The sequence below is a fragment of the Amycolatopsis sp. NPDC050768 genome (genome assembly GCF_040654155.1).
Lineage (GTDB): Bacteria > Actinomycetota > Actinomycetes > Mycobacteriales > Pseudonocardiaceae > Amycolatopsis.
The window spans coordinates 1,308,078-1,323,767 of sequence record NZ_JBFAHL010000001.1 but is presented as its reverse complement, the minus strand read 5'-3'; the positions used below and the strand labels follow the sequence as shown (position 1 = coordinate 1,323,767).

Sequence of the window (15,690 nt, the reverse complement as noted above, 5' to 3'; positions counted from 1 at the left end):
GCGGAGAGGGTGCGGCTACCCAGGTGGCTACTTAGTTGATCAATGACAGCCATGGTGACTGCGAGCACGCGGCGGGCAGGGACATCAGAGCATCGCAAACCGGGCCAGACCAGGCGACGAGGTAACTCGTTCCAGGTCAGCGACCGCGAAGCGTGGTTGCGGCACCGGCGCGCTTACCGCTGTCCCGGCCACGTCGGGCCGGTGACCAAGCCGGATTCGTACGCGAGGATGACCAGTTGGGCGCGGTTGCGGGCGTGCAGTTTGGCCAGCAGCCGACCGACGTAGGTCTTGATCGTCGCCAGGGACAGGTGCAGGCGTTCGGCGAGCTCTGGGTTGGAGAGTCCTCGCGCGATCAGAGTCAGGACCTCGCGTTCCCTGGCGGTCAGCACGTCCAGTTCGCGGCTGAGCGGCGGGCCGGCCACGCCGATTCGGGTGAACTCCGCGATGAGGCGGCGGGTGACGACCGGCGCGAGCAACGCTTCCCCGGCCGCGACGGTCAGGATCGCGGCGCACAGATCGGCCGGCCGCGTGTCTTTGAGCAGAAACCCCGTGGCGCCGGCGCGCAGCGCGCCGAAAACGTGCGCGTCCAGGTCGAACATCGTCAGGATCAGCACGCGCGTGGCGGGCACCCGCTCGGCGAGAAGCCGAGTTGCCTCGATTCCGTCCATCTCGGGCATCCGCACATCCATGAGCACGACGTCGGGTCGGGTGGCGTCGGCGATCTGGACCGCCTCGGCGCCGGTGGCGGCTTCCCCGACACCGTCATGTCGGGCTCGTTCTCGACGAGCAGCCGGAAACTGCCGCGCAGCAGTGCCTGGTCGTCGGCGATGACCACCCGGACCGGGTCAGACATCGCTGAGCTCCGCCGCTGCGTACCGCAGGCTCGCTTCGACCCGGAAGCCCTTGCCGGGCAATGGCTTTGCCTCGAGTTTGCCCCCGAACAGCGCGGCGCGCTCGGTCATGCCCACGATGCCGTGGCCGGGACCCGCGGACGGGCGTCCCCGGGTGCCGTCGTCGGTGATCTCGATCCGGACGACGCCGTCGCCGGCACGCACCAGCACCTGGCACCGCGCGGGCGCCGCGTGTTTGATGACGTTCGTGATCGCTTCCTGCACGATGCGGTAGGCCGCCAGCGCGACCGGAGGGGGAAGCTCGACCGCGTCGATGCACAGATCCACGTCCACACCCGCCGGCCGAACCCGCTCCGCGAGCTGCGGCAAGTCGGCCAGACCCGCCGGCGATAGTGGCTCGGCCTCCTCGCGCAGCACGTCCAGCAGCCTGCGCATCTCGGAGAGTGCTTCGCGACTGGTCTCCTCGATGATCCGCAAGGCTTCGCGAGCCTCCTCCGGCTGGGAGTCGGCAACATGATTGGCAACGCCGGCCTTCACCGCGATCAGCCCCATCCCGTGGGTGACCACGTCGTGCAGGTCGCGCGCGATGCGCAGTCGTTCCTCGATGAGGATCTGGTGCTGCCGCTGCCTGTCCAGGCGTGCAGCCTGTGCTCGATGGTCGCGCACCGCCCGGCCGATCGCCCAGGCGGCGGCCACGACGGGCACACCGAGCGCGAACCACCAGGCGGCGAGGCCGGCGATCGCTGGGCTTGCCGCGGCGACAATGAGGAAGGCCACCGAGTCCCGGCGGCTGAGCGACACCAGGTAGAGCACCAGGGCAGAGCCCGCGAACGGATCCCACAGCACGCCGAGGAAGGCCGCGGCCACCGAGAGCGTCAGGGCGCAGGCCAGCGCCGCGATCGGCCATCGGCGCCGGAACACAACGGCCAGCGCGATCGTCACTGCGACGCCAAAGGAAGCTCCCCACCGCCATCCGCCGTCTTCGCGCAGCATGTTCCCGCCGACTATGACGTCCGCCGTCACCAGCACGACCGCGAGCAGTGCGTCGGTGACGCGGTTGCGCCAGCGGTGATCGCTCATCCCCGCACCGTATCCGGACACGGTGGATGGCACATCGGACCGCAGCCGTCATCCCCAGGGCTGACTTCGCCGGCCGGAACTGTCGTCAAAGGGCCGATCCTCGGCGGCGAATTCGCTGACAGGGTCGCCGGATGACTCGCGAACCTCTCGAACGCTGGATCGGCGGCCCGGCGATGATCATCGGGCCGGTCCTGCTGCTCACCGGGATCCTGTTGCGCGCCCCGTTCCCGTTCTTCTTCCCACACCAGCTCACGGCCGCCGTCGAGCACCCCGCCCTGCTGACCGCCGCCTACACCTGCGTTCTTGCCGGCACGGTCCTGCTGTGGCCCGCCGTGCTCACGCTCGCCGCGCGGATCGCGGTGCGGCTGCCGGCCTGGGGTGCCTGGGGTGCCGTGCTGGTCGTGACCGGGCTTTTCGAGCGCACCTTCCACGCCGGATTCGACCAGGCCGCCATCGACCTCGTCCGGCGGCGCGGCGCGGACTTCGCCACCACCTTCATCGCGCAGGCCTACGGCGACCTGCACCTGTTCAGCTACCTGTCCTTCACGATCCTGCTCGGCTGGATCGTGCTCGCGATCGGAGCCTGGCGCAGCGGAGCGCTCCACAAAGTACGGTGCCTGGCGCTGGCGGCGATGTCACTCATGCCGCTCGGCGTCCTGAAGGGCACGACCGTCATGTCGATAGTTGGAGCCATCGGATTGTGCGTCGCCCTGGTGCCCGCCGGGATCAGCCTGGTGTTTTCGGGGCCCCGGCCGAACGCCCGCACGATCAGGCTGACCATGGCTGCGATTCCCGCGGTCGGCTTGCTGGCCTATGTGAGCACGCTCGGATGAGCCGTCCCTGGCGGGCAGCCATGCCTGTGGCCGCGGGCCGTATCGCGTACGGCGGGAGCACCCTAGCTGCGGAATTCAAGCAGGCAGCGTTGCGAAGTCAGGTCCGTGACGGTGTCCAGCGTCAAGTCGTGGGCCGAGGCGAGGCCGCGGAACTCGTCGAGGTGGCGTTCGCGGCCGCCGAAGATGGTGAGCATGGCGAGGGCGCTTTCGGTGTTCGCCTGGCGGCCGGTGACGGGTTCGACGACGAGGATGCGGCCCGTCGGGCCGGCGGCTTCGGTGCAGCGGGCCAGGATCCGGTGGGCGTGGGCGTCGTCCCAGTCGTGGAGGATGTCGACGAGCAGGTAGGCGTCGGCGCCGGGTGGGAGTGGGTCGAAGAAGCTGCCGGCGGTGACCTGGGCGTGCAGGGAATGGGCGGCGAAGGTGCGGCGGGCGTCGGCGGCGGTCGGGGCCAGGTCGAGCAGGTGGCCGCGCAACCCGGGGTTCGCGGTGAGGATGGCGGCGAGGATGTCGCCCCGGCCGCCGCCGACGTCGACGATCGTCGAGAACCGCGACCAGTCGTAACCGGCGACGATCTGCGGGATTTGCTCGCGCATGCGGAAGGCCATCTGGCGGTCGAAGGATTCCCGCAGGTGGTCGGCCTCGGCGAGATCGGCCCAGAAGTCCTGGCCGTAGCGGCGTGGGTAGGCGGCTTCGCCCGTGGTGATGCTGTGGGCGAGCTCGACGAACGCCAACTCGGCGCGTCCGCCGGCGGTGTTCAGGTTCAGGAGGGTTTTGGTGAAGTCGTCGCGGAGGTTTTCGCCGTACGCGGTGGTGCGGTGGCCAGTGGGGGTGTGCTCGAGCACGCCGAGCGTCGTGAGGTGATCGAGCAGGAGACCGAGCGCGACGGGGTTCACTCCGAGCTCGGCGGCGAGTTCGGACGCGGGCGCGGGGTTGCGCAGGCGCGCGGGCAGGGCGAGGGTCACAGCGACGCGCAACGACATCGGCGTCGCGAGTCCGGCCAGGCGGCGCAGGGAGTTCGAATCGTCGTGGGTCACGAAGATCTACTGTGCCCGGCTGGTCAACCGAAAAATGGGAGAGCCGATGCGTCCCCACGTGCTGCTGAGCGTCGCGACGAGTGTCGACGGGGCGATCGACGACACGACCCCCGACCGGCTGCTGCTGTCCAACGCCGAGGACTTCGACCGCGTCGACCAGGTGCGCGCGGAGTCCGACGCCATCCTGATCGGCGCGGGCACGATCCGCGCCGACAACCCGCGGCTGCTGGTCAACAGCGAGGAGCGCCGGGCCGAGCGGGTGCGCGCCGGCAAGCCCGCGTATCCGCTGAAGGTGACTGTGACGGCGTCGGGTGACGTTGACCCGGAGTGGAAGTTTTGGCACCACGGTGGGGAAAAGCTCGTCTACACCACCGAATCCGGCGCCCCGGCCGCCCGCGAACGGCTCGGTCAGCTCGCCGAAGTCGTCGCGCTCGGACCGGAGGTGGACTTCGGCGCGCTGCTCGACGATCTCGGGAGCCGTGGCATCCGGCGACTCATGGTCGAGGGCGGCGGCCAGATCCACACCGCGTTCCTCTCGCAGCGCCTGGCCGACGAGATCCACCTCGCCATCGCGCCGCTCGTGGTCGGCGCCGCCGCCGCGCCGCGGTTCCTGCTGCCCGCGTTGTACCCGGGCGGGCGGATGAAACTGCTGGACACGCGGGCGATCGGCGACGTCGTGCTGATCCGCTACGCGCCCAAGGCCGGCTGAAAGGTCGCGCGCAGAGCGTCTTTCAAGGGGGTGTCACCGCGCCAGGCGACGGCGGCGTCGGGGCGGAGCAGCACGGCCGGCAACGCGGTGTCTGCCTTGGCGCGCACCAGGTTCACGCGCTCGGCCCAGCCCGCGGGCAGCTCGACGCCGCCGGTGAAATCGAGCAGGACGGCGCGTCCGTCGCGCAGGAGCTCGGCCACGCGGGTCGGTCCGTCGGCAGTCACGAGGTCCAGGTCGGGCAGCCGCGCGGGATCGTCCAAACCGGACATCATCCCGGCGAGGTAGCGGTTGGTGTCGGGCAGGCGCATGAGATCGGTGAAGATCTCGCTCAGCGCAAGCAGGTCCGGGTCCGGGTTCGGCACGGCGAGCACGCGTTGGGCCGACGTGTGGTGCAGCACGCGAGCGGCCTTCGGGTGGCGCTCGGTTTGGTAGGTGTCGAGGAGGCTGTCCGCGGCACCTCGTAGCGTCGCGGCGAGCTTCCAGCCGAGGTTGAACGCGTCCTGCACGCCGAGGTTGAGACCCTGCCCGCCGAGCGGGCCGTGGATGTGGGCGGCGTCGCCGGCGAAGAAAACGCGGCCGTGGCGGTAGTTTTCGAGCTGGCGGGTGGCGTCGCTGAAGCGGGAGATCGTGAGGACCTCGGCCAGCGTGGTGGGTTCGCCGTAGATGGCGGTGAGCGCCTGCTGCACGGCTTCCGTGGTCATCGGCGGCTCGGCCTCGTCGGGCCTGCCGTAGGTGAAGCGGTAGTGGTCGCCGCCGGTCGGCACGAGCATGCCCCAGTGGTCGGCGGTGGTCCTGGTCATCGTGCTCATGTGGCCGGCCCGCGCGGGCACCAGCTCGGAGACGGCCGACAGGCGCACGTCGGTGAGCACAGCCCGATAGGTGCCGGGCCGGCCGGGGAACGGCAGGTCCAGCAGCTTGCGCACGGTGCTGTGCGCGCCGTCGCACGCGACGACGTACCGGGCGCGCAGGTCCTGGTCGGTGGTCACGGTGACGCCGGTGTCGTCGGCGTGGATCGCGGTGACGTCCTGGCCCCGCAGCACGCGCGCGCCGCGGGCGGTCGCCGCTGCCTCCAGCACCTCCTCGACCTTCCACTGTGGAATGCCGATCGGGTGCGGATGCCTGGTCTGCCAAGGCGTGCAGTCGAGCGGCACGGGCAGCCCGGCGAAGTGCCCGCCGACGGCGGCGCGCTCGAACTTCCGCTCGACGATCGCGTCGAGCAGGCCCCGCGCGTCGAGCAGCTCGGCGGTGCGTGGCTGGATCGTGCCGCCCTTCGTCTGCTCGATGCGTTCGGACAGCTTTTCCACCACTACGACCTCGGCGCCGCCGAGCGCCAGCTCGTGCGCCAGCGTCAACCCGGCCGGGCCCGCTCCGACCACGATCACGTCCATGAAGTGCTCCTCAGTGCAGAAGTATACTGAGTGCAATATAGCCCCGAGTGCACCAACGCGGTAGCCTGTTTTCGTGGACGAGCAGACCGGCCTGCGGGAGCGGAAGAAGCAGCGCACGCGCGAGGCGATCTCGAACGCCGCCCTCAAGCTGTTCTTCGAGCACGGCTTCGACCAGGTGTCGATCTCGCAGGTCGCGGAGGCCGCAGAGGTGTCGCGGCGGACGTTGTTCGCCTACTTCCAGGGGAAGGACGACCTCGTCCTGCACCGCATCGCCGACCACGAGCACGAGAGCGCGCGCGTGGTCCGGGCGCACCGCGAAGCCCCGCTTCCCGCGCTGCGTGAGCATTTCCTCGACGGCCTGCGCCGCCACGACCCGATCACCGGGCTCTGCGACCTTCCGCAGGTGCTGGCGCTGTACCGCCTGATCATGGGCACGCCGACGCTGTTGCCGACCTTGTTGCGGTTCCGGGAAAGCGGGGAGCTGGCGCTGGCGGCCGAGCTCGGCGAGTCACCGGACCTGCCGCCGCTGACCGCGCGCCTGGCGGCCGCGCAGATCGTGTCCGTGCAGTGGCGGCTGTCGATGGAGAACCACCACCGCATGGCGAACGGCGTCTCCGCGACCGACGCGTACCCCGAGGCGGTCGCGGCGGCCGAACTGGGCTTCGACCTGCTGATGAACGGCCTCGGGACACTCGGCAAGAGTTAGCCGCGGCGGATCCACAGGTCGTGCGGAGTGCGGCCCGATCGGAACCCGCACGAAGCCGCCAACGCGGCGGCCTCGGCGAACGCGTGGCCGACGAGTTCGGGCGCGTGGGCGTCGCTGCCGAAGGAGAGGATCCGGCCACCTTCGGCGGCCCACCACAGGAGAACGTCGCGCGGCAGGGGGACTTTCGTGTTGAGCTCCAGGGCGCGCCCGCTGCCGGCCAATGTGCGCAGGACCGTGCGGAACTCCTCCTCGAAGTCCGCGGCGACGAAGGGTTTCGACGAAGGCCAGGTGCGCAGCGCGTAGTCGATGTGGGCCAGGACCTCGAAATCGGCCGTCGACTTCACCAGGCCCAGCACCTCGCCCAGGTAGGCGCGCAGCGTCGCGTCGGCCGGGCGGTCCGCGATCACGCTCAGCTCGTAGTGGTGGGACCCCTCGGGCAGCGAGTGCACCGACCCCAGCACCCGCTCGAAGCGGTGGGCCGCCAGCAACGCGTCCGCCTCCGGCCGGTGCCAGTGCGGCTCACTCAGCTCCACCCCCGACAGGATCCGCAGGTCTGGGAACCGCTCGCGGCACTCCTGCACGCACGCGAGGTAACCCTCGACGTCGAGGGCCGGCGGCTCCAGCACGCCGTCCGTCCGCAGCCGCACGCGGAAATGGTCGGGCAGGTGCGGCTGGATCGGCTCCGGGATGAGCCACGGCGTGAGGTCGGCGTGCTCCGTGAACGCCACCGACGGCAGCCCGAGCGCGAGCGCCCGTCGGCACGAGCCGACCATCGACCCGGTGACGGTGTCCCACGACCACTCGGTGTGGACGTGGCTGTCCTGCGGCAGCACGCCCCCACACTACGAGTTGGCCCGCAGCACCGAAATCGCGCGAACGGTGGCGTAGCCGCGCCATTCGAGCGACGCCGCGGGGGAGAAGCTGGCGAAATCAACCGTCCAGCCGCCGTCTTCGAGCTGTTGGGACTCGAGGCGTTCGAGCTCGGCGGCGATCGCGGCCGGGTCGAGCACCTTGCGCGACGGGCCCGGGATCGGCGAGAAGTCCAGCGGCCGCAGGACCTCGTCCTCGCCGCCGCCGGCGACGTGGAGGATGCCGTCGGGCGGGAGGAACTTGCCGAGGTGGTCGAGGAGCTCGTCGGCCTCCGGGCGGGTGGCGTGCGCGGCGTCGAGGAAGCGGATGGCGAACGACAGCTCGATCGCGTGCGGCTGCTCTTCGACCCGGGCGATGGCGTCCAGGCAGGTCGACACCGCCGCGATGAGCCATGGGTGTTCCGCCACAGCCTTGTCGTGCGCCGCGACGCGCAACGCCGTCGACGCGACGAAAGCCGTGCTCTGGAGGGAGAACTTCGTCGGGTCGGCGTCCGTCCAAAACGGAGCGCTCCCGGTGCGGTCCGCGACAGGGAAAGCGAACGGCAACCCGCCACCCGGCAGCGACACGGACTCCAGCCAGTCACACAGCTCCAGCGACAGCGGCGTGGTCTTCGGCGCGATGTCCTCGAACACTTCGAACGCGTGAAGCGCCCCACCCGGCTGGCTCTCCGGCGCGCGCAGGTCGGGCTCCAGGCCCCAGCCGTAGCCGCCGTCGGCGTTGCGATACGCCGCGACGGCCGAGAGCACGGCCTCCGCATCACCTACACCTTCGCCGAACAGCAGCTCGAACCGGCGGCGGTCGAGCACCCGCCCGTGCGTGGCGAGGAAGGACGCGGCAGCAGCGAGGTTCACAGTCATACGGTCACCGTCGCACGCTTCGGCGCGCGCGTCTTGAACAGTTCGGACACCGGGGGACCGCTCATGACCGAAGAGCTGATCCGCGCCCTCCTGCGCGACCAGCACCCTGACCCCGCCGCACTCACGGCCCGCCCGGTGGGAAGCCGACGTGGGCTGTTGCCGGGCGGGGCGTGTCGTGCCGGGCCGAGGGGTGCGCGGGCTGTGCCGCGGTCGGGGTCGTGGGGGCGGTGGCGGGCCTGGAGGGCGCCCGGTCAGGGCCAGAGGCGTTCGCGGGTCCAGGTGTCGTCGGCGTCGCGGAGGTAGCGGAGGCGGAGGTGGCGGCGGTCGTGGGAGGCTTGCCAGAACTCGACCGTCGTGGGGGTGACGAGGTAGCGCGTCCAGGTTTCTGGGGCGGTGTGGGGGTTTTCGGCGACCCAGTGGGCGGCGGCGTCGGCGGCTTCGACGAGTTTGGCGGGGTCCGCGAGGGGCTCGGACTGGTGGCCGATGAAGGCCTCGACGCGGGAGGCCGGTGGGCGGGCCAGGAAGTCTTCCGCCGAGACCTCCGGGGAGGCCGGGGCGACGGTGCCGCGGACGCGCACCTGGCGGCCGCGGCCAGGCCAGAAGAAGGTGAGAGCCGCGTGGGGGTTGGCGTCTAGCTGGTGGCCCTTGGGGCTTTCCGAGCTGGTGGCGATGGCCCAGGCGGACGGGGCGATGTCCTTGAGGATCACGACGCGGGCGTCGGGAAAGCCCTCGGAGTCCACTGTGGACAGGGTGACGGCGTGGGGAGCGAGGACGTGTTCGGCGGCTTCCGTGAGCCACTCGAGGAACAGGTCTTCCGGGGTTTCCGGGGCCGCCTCCAGGTCGAAGGACGGGAGTTCTTCGGGGAAGGATTGCCAGCCACGTAGGGAAACCATGTCACTGACCGTACGGTGGGCGGCCCGGTGGTGGGTAGTGCGGCGGCTGGGGGCCGGGTGGGCCGGCGGCCGGGGGTGGCGGGATCTGGGGTTGCCAGCCGGCTGGGATTTGTTGGCCGGGGAAGCCGCCGGGGCCTGGGTAGCCGGTGGTGGGACCGGTCGTGCCGGAGACCGCACCGGGATCACTCGACGCTGGGCCAGGGGCGCCATACGGAGCGGCGCCAGGGCCGTTGGCCGCAAGGCCTGACGCGCCGTACGGAGCCTCGCCAGGGCCGGTGGCCGCAGGGCCTGACGCGCCATAGCCCTCTGCGTAAGGAGTGTTGGCGCCATAACCGGCCGTGCCATAACCAGCCGTGCCAGGGCTGTTGGCGGCAGGGCCTGAGACGCCATAACCAGCCGCGCCAGGGCCGGCGTTGTGGCCGGCCTGCAGGGCCTGCCACTGCGCTTGCCATTGCAGCTGCTGGTAAGCCTCTGTCGGCTGAGGGAAGCAGAACAGCAGCTTCGCGTTCACCGAGCCCTGCACCGCCGCGCCCCAGACCTTGCCGCCGACCCAGGCGTAGGTCATGCCTGCGTACGGATCGACGGCGACCATGCGGGTCTCGCCGCCGAACTGGTTGGCGGTCTTCGCCGACGCGGCGGTGGCGGCGTCGGGGTGCACGCGTCCCACCAAGCCCGCGATCACGACGGAGGCGGCCGTCCAGCCGACGGTGCCCTGCACGTTGGCGCGCGCGTGCTGCGTGGCGAGGCCGGTGAACTGGAACAGTGTCTGCGCGTCGATCTCCGGGTAGGCGGCCGCGACGACGCAGTAGTTCATGGTGGACAACATGATCGGCTCGGTGAACAGCCCGACGGCCGCGGTCACGGGTCCGATCTGGACGGTGCTGAGCCGTCCGCCGCTGCGCTGGACGCGCTCGGCCACCACCTGCAGGTACTGATCCGGCGTGAACACTCGAACCCCCTGACCGTGACAACCGACCGCCCGGCGCCCATCGTCGCACGCCGGGCGGTCGGGGCGGTCAACCGGCGGTGACCGTGCCGGTGGCCGGGACCACGCGGGTCCGGCGGAACAAGTCGGTCAGTGCCCAGTGGCCGCCGCCGGTGAAGGCGAGCAGGAGGAAGGCCCAGGCGAAGATGGCGGCCTGCTCGCCGCCGTTCTCGATGGGAAGTACGGCCTTGCCGAAGTGCACGGTGAAGTACGCGAAGGCCATGGAGCCGGAGCAGATCACGGCGGCGACGCGCGTGCCGAGGCCCAGCGTCACGGCCGCGCCGCCGACGAGCTGGATCAGCGCGGCCCACCAGCCGGGCCACGTGCCGACGGCCGTGGCGTGGTGCCCCCAGAGGCCGAACACGGTCGAAGCACCGTGGCAGAAGAACAGGAAACCGAGCACGATGCGGAAGAGCGCGAGGACGTGGTCACGGCCTCTGTCGAAGAGTTTCACGGCTGTCGTCTCCCTGGCAGTCGGAAAATACGTGACTGCCAGGGTAGGTAAGCCAACCCTCAACTATCACCACAGTGAGTGAAAGATCCCTTACTCACTGGAACTTGAACCTTTCGCTCTTCACTCTCGTGTGACTGGACATGATTGACTGTGCGCGCTATGCGACGAATTCTCGCTCTCGCGCCCGCCCTGGCGTTGCTCGCCGGCTGCAGCGTGTCGACCCCCATCGCGGGCACCGCGCAGCCCGCGCCGCCGCCGACGACCACCAAGCACGCTGCTGAGCCCGGCCTGCCGCCAGATCCGCAGCCGGTCCGGGAAGCGAAGTGCCCGTACCTCTCGGCCGAGACGGTGCAGGACGCGAACGGCCAGCACGTGACGACCGTACGCGTGTCCGACGACGAGCCGCACCCGTCGTGCTTCTTCTATCGCCCCGACGGCGGGCTCCAGGTCACCGTGCAGGTGTACGTGGGCACGAAGGACGTCGCGACGAAACTCGTGAACCGGGCCGCGCCGGTCGACACGTCCAACCCCGCGAACGACCCCGCCGGATGGAAGGGCGGCTACCAGCCGGCCGGTGACGGAGTGGTGTACGCGGTCTCGAAGGGGGCAGCCGCCGTCATCGTGACGAGTAACCAACAGCAGAGCATCAAAGCACGCACAGTGGCCAAGAAGGCTATCGCGGCCCTGAAGCTCTGAGTAGTGGCCTCCACACGGGTGAGTGAAGTTGATCTTGTATTACCCTGTGCGGCACGCGCAGGCCCTGGAGCACTCGCGCGGGCGGGTGCCCGTCCGGCACCAGAAGCACTTCGCCATCTCTACGACAAGGACAAGATTCGTGGCTGACACCCTCAAGGAAATCCTGCTCGACTCCAGCCGTCGCCCGTCGGTCGTGACCGACCTCGAGGGCCTCGTGGACGCCGAGGTGTCCGACAAGGGCGGGGTCTCCGGCGCCGTCGTGAAGACCGGCTTCGCCGCTGTCAAGAAGATCAAGCCGGGCATCATCCCCTCGGCTGTCGACACCCTGCTGGACGACTTCGCCGGGGCCCTCGAGCCGTTCTACGGCGACTACAAGGCCAAGGGCGGCAACGACTTCGGTGCCTACCTGACCAGCCGCTCCGACGAGGCGTCCAACGCTCTGCTGGGTGTCACGGACAGCCGCGCCGACCGCAGCAGCCGCGACAGCATCAAGAAGGTCTACTCGAAGCTGCGCCCGAACGGCAAGAAGAACGTCGAGGAGGCCCTTCCCCGCCTCGGCCAGCTGATCGACAAGCACGCCGCGATGGCCTGATCAGCCTCAGTAGCAACGGAAGAGGGCCCCGGGACGGCGATCCCGGGGCCCTCTTCGCGTCTGATTCAGTTCTTCTTCTCGGCGGCCGGCGTGCTGGGCGCCTTGCCGTTGCTCGCCGGAGACGGCTTGGTCTCCGAAGCGGGCTTCGCCGGGGGAGCCGGCGGGGTGGCCTTCGGCGGCGCCGGGGCGACCGGCGGCTCCTGCTGGCGCGACTTCAGCACCACGGCCGTGCCGACGGCGACGGCACCCAGGCCGAGCAGCCACGGCCAGCGGCGGCGCTTGCGCGTGCCCTTGGCCGCCGACTTCGCCTCGACCAGCGCGGCGCGGAAGTCCTTCTTCGCGGCCTTGAAGTCCTTCTTGCCCCGGCGCTTCGACTCACCGGTGGACTTCGCGGCCTTGATCGCGGCCTTCTTCGCCTTGCGACCGGGCTTCTTCAGCTCGGCGATGCGGGCGAGGGCCTCCTTGCGAGCCGCGGCCGAGCTCTTCTTGAGCTCCTTGCGCGTCAGCTCGGTCTTCTTCGCGAGCTTCTTGCGTGCCCGGCGGCTCTGCTTGGCGAACTCCTCGGCGCCGGCTTCCGCGGCCTTCGCTGCCGAAGCCGCCCCCGCCTTGCCCGCTTCGGTGGCTCGCTTGCGCAGGCCGACCGCGCCGGACTTCACCGACTCGCCCACCGAATCTGCGGCCCGGGTCATGGCCTTCACCTCACCAATCGTTTTGATATCGCTCTGTTGCCCGTAACCTATCGTGCCCTTTTTCCCGGCGTGACGCTGTGTCTTCCCCCATTGGGAACCGGTGAAACCTCGGGAAATGCCCATCTTCCTGCGATCCTGCGTTCGGGTTGCCCCGTGGCGAGCCCCCTGAACCCCCCAAATGTGGGAAGGGATGGCACGATGGCGACGTGACTGAAAGCGCCCGCAAGGCCACCCTGCACACCAATCAGGGTGACATCCACGTGAACCTGCTCCCCGACCACGCGCCGAAGACGGTCGCGAACTTCGTGGGGCTGGCCGACGGCTCCAAGGAGTACACGCAGCCGAACGCGCAGGGCACGAACTCTGGCCCGTTCTACGACGGCTCGATCTTCCACCGGGTCATCGACGGCTTCATGCTCCAGGGCGGCGACCCGACCGGCACCGGTCGCGGCGGCCCCGGCTACAAGTTCGGCGACGAGTTCCACCCCGAGCTGCAGTTCAACAAGCCCTACCTGCTGGCGATGGCGAACGCCGGGCCCGGCACCAACGGCTCGCAGTTCTTCATCACCGTCGCACCGACGACCCACCTGAACTTCAAGCACACGATCTTCGGCGAGGTCGCGGACCAGGAGTCCCGCAACGTCGTCGACGCGATCGCGCGCGCGGCGACCGGACCGGCGGACCGCCCGCTGTCCGACATCGTCATCGAGAAGGTCACCATCGAGGCCTAGGGCCGTCCCGGGGGGATTTCGGTAGGTTGGAGTCATCGTGAACCAACCGCCGAATCCCCCCGCGTACCCTCCGCAGGCCGCGCTCCCCGGTTGCTGGTGGCATCCCAACCGCCCGACCGGCCTGAGCTGTGCGCGCTGCGGACGGCCGGCGTGCCCCGACTGCCTCCGGGAAGCCCCCGTCGGCTTCCAGTGCACCGACTGCGTGCACGCCGGCTCGCAGCAGACGCGGCAGCAGCACCGCGAGTACCAGAACTCCGGCAAGGGCACGCGAACGATCGCGGGAGCCCGGCCGACGAACTCCGTCGTCGTCACGATGACCTTGCTCGCCGTCAACGTCTTGGTCTACCTGATCACCGCGCTGCAGGCGAAGAGTCTCGACAACAGCAACTCGTCGATCGATCTCGCCGGTGCCATGCAGCCCGTCGCCGCGCTTGCCGACGGCCAGTGGTGGCGCATCGTCACGTCGGGCTTCGTGCACTTCGGGATCATCCACATCGCCGCGAACATGTTCTCGCTGTGGATGATCGGCCGAGCGTTGGAGCAGGTCTTCGGCAAAGTCCGCTACGCGGCGCTGTACTTCGTGGCGCTGCTCGGCTCTTCGGTCGCCGTGCTGCTCTTCGACAACCCGCTCCAGATCTCCGGCGGCGCCTCGGGCGCGTTGTTCGGCCTCATGGGCTGTTACGCCGTGATCGTGGTGAAGCTGAAGCTCAACCCGTCGGGGTTGCTGATCACGCTGGCGATCAACGCCTACATCACGTTCTCGATCCCCGGCATCTCGATCCTCGCCCACGTCGGTGGGCTCATCACGGGTGCGCTCGTGGCCGTCGCGCTGCTCTACGCGCCGGAGCGCGACCGGGTCCGCTGGCAGGTGATCGGCGTGTCGATCATCGCGGTGGCGCTGATCGGCCTCACGGTCTACCGCGCCGCCGCACTCTCGTCGCTGCTGGCCTAGAACCGGGAAGCCGGCGCCGAAGGCCGCCTAAAAAGCGCCACGCAGGACGGTGAGCGCGTCGAGGACGTCGCGCGGGTCTTCGCCGAGGTCGACGCGGCCGAAGATGTAGAGCTCGTCGTCGTGTTCCAGCTCGAGTGTCACACCGTCGCGGCCCAGCCGGCGGGTGGTGCGCAGCTGGACACTGGTCCCGTCCCACGGCAGGCGGTGCGCGCCGCCGAGTGTGCGGGCGACCAGGCCCTCGGCGTCGGCGGACAGCCGCGGGCGCACCACGCTCCAGTGCACCGCGAACGCCCCGATCGCCACGGTGGCGAGCCCCATCAGGACCGCGCCCTTGCCGTCGCCGAAGATCCCGTCGAGCACCGCGCCGACGAGCAGCAGGACCGTGACCAGCCAGGCCACTACCACAATGGCCGAACGGGGAGCCCACGAGGTGGGGTAGTTATCCACAGAGGTTATCCACACTGGGGATGAGTCACACCGGTGTAATTCGGTGTCAAGCCGCCATCCGGAGTAATGATCAGCGCCAGCGCATAGTCATGAGCAGGCCGACGATCATCGCCGCGAACCCGATGCCGAAGTTCCAGTTCCCGAGAGAAGTCAGGAACGAAATCTTGTCGCCGGCGATGTAGTTCACGATGAGCCACAGCAACCCGAGGAGCATGAGGCCGAACATGACGATCTTGTAGAACAGGTTTGACGGGCCCGCGGCCTTGACCTTCACCGGCGTCCGGCGATCAACGGGCGGGGTGTACGCGGTCTTCTTGCGGACCTTGGACTTCGGCATCGTGTTCCTCGCGTGCGGTTCTGGCTCTGGCTGGTGGCGGTGCCTGTTCGCGGGCATCCCGCTCGTCGGGTTGCGCAACCAGCGCCACGTGAACACGTTAACGTAAACGACGGCTCCAGAGCACCGGGCGGGAGCGGTCGGATTTCCGGACTGTGACAATAGCGCCACCGGCAGTTCCACCGGCGGTGTGAGAGGAGCTTGCGTGACGACGCAGGATTGGCCGGGTGAAGACGACCGCCGCCGCCCCTCGGGAGGGCCCGACGGCCAGCGGCGAAGCCAGCCGCCGCCCGGTGCCGATGGCGCCGCGAGACCACGCAGGCAGCCCCCGGAGGACCCCGCGCGGAGATCGCCGCAGCCTCCGCGCCGCGTCGCGGGTGACCCGGCGCGCAGGCAGGCCGACCAGCGCAGATCACCCGAACAGAGCAGGCAGCCGCGTCCCACTCAGCAGTACGGCACCGAGCCGGGGCGCCCGACGCCGGACGCCGGCGGCTCCCGACGGGGCGCGGGTGCGCCGGGAGAACGCGGCCGTCGCGCGAGCGCCCAAGGCGACTCGGGCAGGAGTGGTGGCGCGGGTGCCGAAGGGCCT

General features: G+C 69.9%; 18 protein-coding genes and 1 pseudogene. 7 read left to right on the top strand and 12 right to left on the bottom strand.

Features of this window, described 5'->3' with window-relative positions; all coding sequences use genetic code 11:
- Positions 1 to 173 precede the first annotated feature (173 nt).
- Positions 174 to 853 (bottom strand): annotated as a pseudogene (locus AB0H62_RS06760) (response regulator transcription factor).
- The gene (locus AB0H62_RS06755; RefSeq protein WP_360584534.1) at positions 846 to 1,931 is read right to left on the bottom strand and encodes a sensor histidine kinase; all 1,086 of its coding nucleotides are present in this window, start codon (positions 1,929 to 1,931) and stop codon (positions 846 to 848) included. Before AB0H62_RS06755 ends, AB0H62_RS06760 begins: the two are co-directional and overlap by 8 nt.
- Positions 1,932 to 2,062: 131 nt before the next feature.
- Here AB0H62_RS06755 and AB0H62_RS06750 point away from each other — a divergent pair, with 131 nt between their 5' ends.
- The gene (locus tag AB0H62_RS06750) at positions 2,063 to 2,764 is read left to right on the top strand and encodes a hypothetical protein (RefSeq protein ID WP_360584532.1); all 702 of its coding nucleotides are present in this window, start codon (positions 2,063 to 2,065) and stop codon (positions 2,762 to 2,764) included.
- A 62-nt stretch (positions 2,765 to 2,826) separates the two neighbouring features.
- Here AB0H62_RS06750 and AB0H62_RS06745 read toward each other — a convergent pair whose 3' ends face one another.
- On the bottom strand, positions 2,827 to 3,798 hold the full coding sequence (locus AB0H62_RS06745) for a methyltransferase (RefSeq protein ID WP_360584530.1): 972 nt from the start codon (positions 3,796 to 3,798) through the stop codon (positions 2,827 to 2,829).
- A 46-nt stretch (positions 3,799 to 3,844) separates the two neighbouring features.
- Here AB0H62_RS06745 and AB0H62_RS06740 point away from each other — a divergent pair, with 46 nt between their 5' ends.
- The gene (locus AB0H62_RS06740) at positions 3,845 to 4,507 is read left to right on the top strand and encodes a dihydrofolate reductase family protein (RefSeq protein ID WP_360584528.1); all 663 of its coding nucleotides are present in this window, start codon (positions 3,845 to 3,847) and stop codon (positions 4,505 to 4,507) included.
- Here AB0H62_RS06740 and AB0H62_RS06735 read toward each other — a convergent pair.
- Positions 4,486 to 5,895: an FAD-dependent oxidoreductase gene (locus AB0H62_RS06735; RefSeq protein WP_360584526.1), complete on the bottom strand. Its 1,410-nt coding sequence runs from the start codon at positions 5,893 to 5,895 to the stop codon at positions 4,486 to 4,488. The genes AB0H62_RS06740 and AB0H62_RS06735 overlap by 22 nt on opposite strands.
- Positions 5,896 to 5,968: 73 nt before the next feature.
- On the opposite strand from AB0H62_RS06735, the gene AB0H62_RS06730 reads away from it, so the two are divergent.
- A complete protein-coding gene (locus AB0H62_RS06730) occupies positions 5,969 to 6,601 on the top strand; it encodes a TetR family transcriptional regulator (RefSeq protein ID WP_360584524.1) in 633 nt (210 codons plus the stop codon).
- On the opposite strand, the gene AB0H62_RS06725 is transcribed toward AB0H62_RS06730, so the two are convergent.
- The 5 genes from AB0H62_RS06725 to AB0H62_RS06705 form a co-directional block, all read right to left on the bottom strand.
- Positions 6,598 to 7,434: a PHP domain-containing protein gene (locus AB0H62_RS06725; protein WP_360584522.1), complete on the bottom strand. Its 837-nt coding sequence runs from the start codon at positions 7,432 to 7,434 to the stop codon at positions 6,598 to 6,600. The two genes, AB0H62_RS06730 and AB0H62_RS06725, sit on opposite strands and share 4 nt — an antisense overlap.
- Before the next feature lie 9 nt (positions 7,435 to 7,443).
- Complete coding sequence (locus AB0H62_RS06720) at positions 7,444 to 8,328, bottom strand: hypothetical protein (protein WP_360584520.1); 885 nt, start codon at positions 8,326 to 8,328, stop codon at positions 7,444 to 7,446.
- A 251-nt stretch (positions 8,329 to 8,579) separates the two neighbouring features.
- Positions 8,580 to 9,221, bottom strand: coding sequence for a pyridoxal 5'-phosphate synthase (locus tag AB0H62_RS06715; RefSeq protein WP_360584518.1), 642 nt, complete (start codon positions 9,219 to 9,221; stop codon positions 8,580 to 8,582).
- A 1-nt stretch (position 9,222) separates the two neighbouring features.
- Positions 9,223 to 10,170, bottom strand: coding sequence for a hypothetical protein (locus tag AB0H62_RS06710; RefSeq protein WP_255638573.1), 948 nt, complete (start codon positions 10,168 to 10,170; stop codon positions 9,223 to 9,225).
- A 67-nt stretch (positions 10,171 to 10,237) separates the two neighbouring features.
- The gene (locus tag AB0H62_RS06705) at positions 10,238 to 10,660 is read right to left on the bottom strand and encodes a DoxX family protein (RefSeq protein WP_220245429.1); all 423 of its coding nucleotides are present in this window, start codon (positions 10,658 to 10,660) and stop codon (positions 10,238 to 10,240) included.
- A 159-nt stretch (positions 10,661 to 10,819) separates the two neighbouring features.
- Here AB0H62_RS06705 and AB0H62_RS06700 point away from each other — a divergent pair, with 159 nt between their 5' ends.
- Both AB0H62_RS06700 and AB0H62_RS06695 read left to right on the top strand, forming a co-directional pair.
- Positions 10,820 to 11,356: a DUF2020 domain-containing protein gene (locus AB0H62_RS06700; RefSeq protein ID WP_220245430.1), complete on the top strand. Its 537-nt coding sequence runs from the start codon at positions 10,820 to 10,822 to the stop codon at positions 11,354 to 11,356.
- A 139-nt stretch (positions 11,357 to 11,495) separates the two neighbouring features.
- A complete protein-coding gene (locus tag AB0H62_RS06695; protein ID WP_220245431.1) occupies positions 11,496 to 11,948 on the top strand; it encodes a hypothetical protein in 453 nt (150 codons plus the stop codon).
- 65 nt (positions 11,949 to 12,013) lie between these two features.
- Here the strand turns inward: AB0H62_RS06695 and AB0H62_RS06690 are convergent, their stop codons facing one another.
- On the bottom strand, positions 12,014 to 12,637 hold the full coding sequence (locus AB0H62_RS06690; RefSeq protein ID WP_220245432.1) for a hypothetical protein: 624 nt from the start codon (positions 12,635 to 12,637) through the stop codon (positions 12,014 to 12,016).
- Between the two features lie 206 nt (positions 12,638 to 12,843).
- Here AB0H62_RS06690 and AB0H62_RS06685 point away from each other — a divergent pair, with 206 nt between their 5' ends.
- Both AB0H62_RS06685 and AB0H62_RS06680 read left to right on the top strand, forming a co-directional pair.
- A complete protein-coding gene (locus tag AB0H62_RS06685; protein ID WP_220245433.1) occupies positions 12,844 to 13,368 on the top strand; it encodes a peptidylprolyl isomerase in 525 nt (174 codons plus the stop codon).
- Positions 13,369 to 13,570: 202 nt separating this feature from the next.
- Entirely contained in the window at positions 13,571 to 14,320 is a 750-nt protein-coding gene (locus AB0H62_RS06680) for a rhomboid family intramembrane serine protease (RefSeq protein ID WP_360584514.1), read from the top strand.
- A 27-nt stretch (positions 14,321 to 14,347) separates the two neighbouring features.
- On the opposite strand, the gene AB0H62_RS06675 is transcribed toward AB0H62_RS06680, so the two are convergent.
- Together AB0H62_RS06675 and crgA are read right to left on the bottom strand one after the other, a co-directional pair.
- Positions 14,348 to 14,767 carry a PH domain-containing protein gene (locus AB0H62_RS06675; RefSeq protein WP_255638574.1) on the bottom strand — a complete coding sequence of 140 codons (420 nt, stop codon included), beginning with the start codon at positions 14,765 to 14,767 and terminating at the stop codon, positions 14,348 to 14,350.
- Between the two features lie 70 nt (positions 14,768 to 14,837).
- Positions 14,838 to 15,104: a cell division protein CrgA gene (crgA, locus tag AB0H62_RS06670; RefSeq protein WP_220245435.1), complete on the bottom strand. Its 267-nt coding sequence runs from the start codon at positions 15,102 to 15,104 to the stop codon at positions 14,838 to 14,840.
- Positions 15,105 to 15,690: the final 586 nt, after the last annotated feature.

Excerpts from the sequence above, each read along its gene's own strand:
- crgA (WP_220245435.1), bottom strand. The coding sequence starts at position 15,104 with ATGCCGAAGTCCAAGGTCCGCAAGAAGACCGCGTACACCCCGCCCGTT.
- AB0H62_RS06755 (WP_360584534.1), bottom strand. The coding sequence starts at position 1,931 with ATGAGCGATCACCGCTGGCGCAACCGCGTCACCGACGCACTGCTCGCG.
- AB0H62_RS06735 (WP_360584526.1), bottom strand. The coding sequence starts at position 5,895 with ATGGACGTGATCGTGGTCGGAGCGGGCCCGGCCGGGTTGACGCTGGCG.
- AB0H62_RS06690 (WP_220245432.1), bottom strand. The coding sequence starts at position 12,637 with ATGACCCGGGCCGCAGATTCGGTGGGCGAGTCGGTGAAGTCCGGCGCG.
- AB0H62_RS06720 (WP_360584520.1), bottom strand. The coding sequence starts at position 8,328 with ATGACTGTGAACCTCGCTGCTGCCGCGTCCTTCCTCGCCACGCACGGG.
- AB0H62_RS06740 (WP_360584528.1), top strand. The coding sequence starts at position 3,845 with ATGCGTCCCCACGTGCTGCTGAGCGTCGCGACGAGTGTCGACGGGGCG.
- AB0H62_RS06715 (WP_360584518.1), bottom strand. The coding sequence starts at position 9,221 with ATGGTTTCCCTACGTGGCTGGCAATCCTTCCCCGAAGAACTCCCGTCC.
- AB0H62_RS06700 (WP_220245430.1), top strand. The coding sequence starts at position 10,820 with ATGCGACGAATTCTCGCTCTCGCGCCCGCCCTGGCGTTGCTCGCCGGC.
- AB0H62_RS06750 (WP_360584532.1), top strand. The coding sequence starts at position 2,063 with ATGACTCGCGAACCTCTCGAACGCTGGATCGGCGGCCCGGCGATGATC.